At 65.3% G+C, this 1471-nt stretch carries 2 protein-coding genes; both read right to left on the bottom strand.

Translation table 11 applies throughout. From position 1 onward, the window contains the following. Nucleotides 1-189, bottom strand: a 189-nt coding sequence (locus ASF81_RS04845; protein ID WP_200932884.1) for a S9 family peptidase, incomplete at its 3' end; no start/stop codon positions are given. Continuing rightward, nucleotides 186-1331: a DUF3182 family protein gene (locus ASF81_RS04840; RefSeq protein WP_055805687.1), complete on the bottom strand. Its 1146-nt coding sequence runs from the start codon at nt 1329-1331 to the stop codon at nt 186-188. The genes ASF81_RS04840 and ASF81_RS04845, both read right to left, overlap by 4 nt. Nucleotides 1332-1471 lie beyond the last annotated feature (140 nt).

The following is a 1471-nucleotide window of genomic DNA, read 5'->3' as shown; positions in this document are numbered from 1 at the left end:
GAAACAGATGCAGCCCAGTCGAGCGAGATCCTCGGCCAGGCCCAGGTCTTCTTCCTGATCGCCGCCCCAGCCGTGGACAAACAGAAAGCCCGGCACGGGGGCTTCCGGCGTCAGAAGCGTGCCGGTCAGCTTCTGTCCGTCGACAGACAGTCGGACTTGCCCTTCCTCGACGGTGTCAGGTTCAGTCACGCTGTCCTCGTCACATATTTCGTCATCGGCCCGACCTTGGGGTCCTCACCCCGGAAATAGACGACATCCTCCGGTCCGACATCGGCGAGGCCGTACACCTCTACCGTGGCGGTTTCGACAGAAGTCAGCGCCGGCGACGCCGCGAAGGCCTCGAGGGCGGCGATCTCTGCGCCCGTCGCGCCGCCGACCCGCCAGGACTGCTCCAGCACGCCAACACGCCTTCGCCCGCGTGCATCTTTGCCGGCGAGGACATCGTAGTTCCGGCGGGTCAGGACCAGGTCCGGATAGGCGCGCTGGGCGGCGTCGTCGAACACCGCGGCGCAACGCACCGCCTCCACTGCCTCCGGGGTCAGTCCGAGGTGGGTCAGTCGATCAAGATCGCCCCTGACGCACCTCAGCCGGGAACCGCCGTACACCTCTCGTCCCTTGTGATCCGTCGTTTCCCGCTGATCGCCAACGTAGCTGATGCGCAGTCCGCCGACCGACAGGGTTCCAACGCTGTAGGTCTCGACGCCGAGCAGGTTTTCCTCAAGGACGACGCCAAAGGCGGCGATTTGCGCCTCATCCTGCTCGGCGATGACGGCGACGAGCGCCTCGGGCGTTTCGACGACCGTCTGGCCCAGCCCTGCTTTGGCCAGGACATCCTTGACGCGGACAGGCCCGGTTTTCAGGAGGCGTCGACCGGCTTCGATCGCGTCGTCTACAGAGAAGGCGGTGTAGCCTTCCAGAGCCGCATCGCCCAGACGGTCGGCCATGGTGTTCGACCAGCCGGCCGGGCAGGTCGCGGACCGATCGATCAGGCCGTGGGTGATCGCCTTGGTCGCGATGAAGCGGTGGGGGACGCGGCCGCCCAACAGATTGCCTGCGGTGAAGACGGTGCGCGAGGTCATGTCTTCACCGATCAGGGTGTCGCGAGGCACCAGCAAGACATCGGGTCCGACGTCTTCCGCGTCTTCAACCACATCAATGATCGGGAGCCGCAGAAGGCGCGCCAGGCGAGACACCAACATCGCTCTGGACGCCTGATCGTGCAGATTGCCCGGATTGTGCCCGTTCGGATCGAACAGCGCGATGCCAGCAAGGGCGGCCGCGTTGGTGAACGAAGGCATCGGGGCGACGCCCGATGGATTGACGATGGTCATGGCGGTCAGCGCTCCCTGCCAAGGGTCAACCCAAAGAGCGATCAACGGTTCAGCGCGCCAACTTTTCTTTTTGCGCGATCCGGCGCGTCGTCGTTGGGACGACAGGCCGATGCCGCGACGTGGCACTAATCAGGGTGGGA

Source organism: Brevundimonas sp. Leaf168 (assembly GCF_001423685.1).
Lineage (GTDB): Bacteria > Pseudomonadota > Alphaproteobacteria > Caulobacterales > Caulobacteraceae > Brevundimonas > Brevundimonas vesicularis_C.
The sequence above is the reverse complement of the archived record's forward strand: the minus strand, read 5'-3'. Positions and strand labels throughout refer to the sequence as shown.

Coding starts and splice junctions, on each gene's coding strand:
- ASF81_RS04840 (WP_055805687.1), bottom strand. CDS start 1,331: ATGACCATCGTCAATCCATCGGGCGTCGCCCCGATGCCTTCGTTCACC.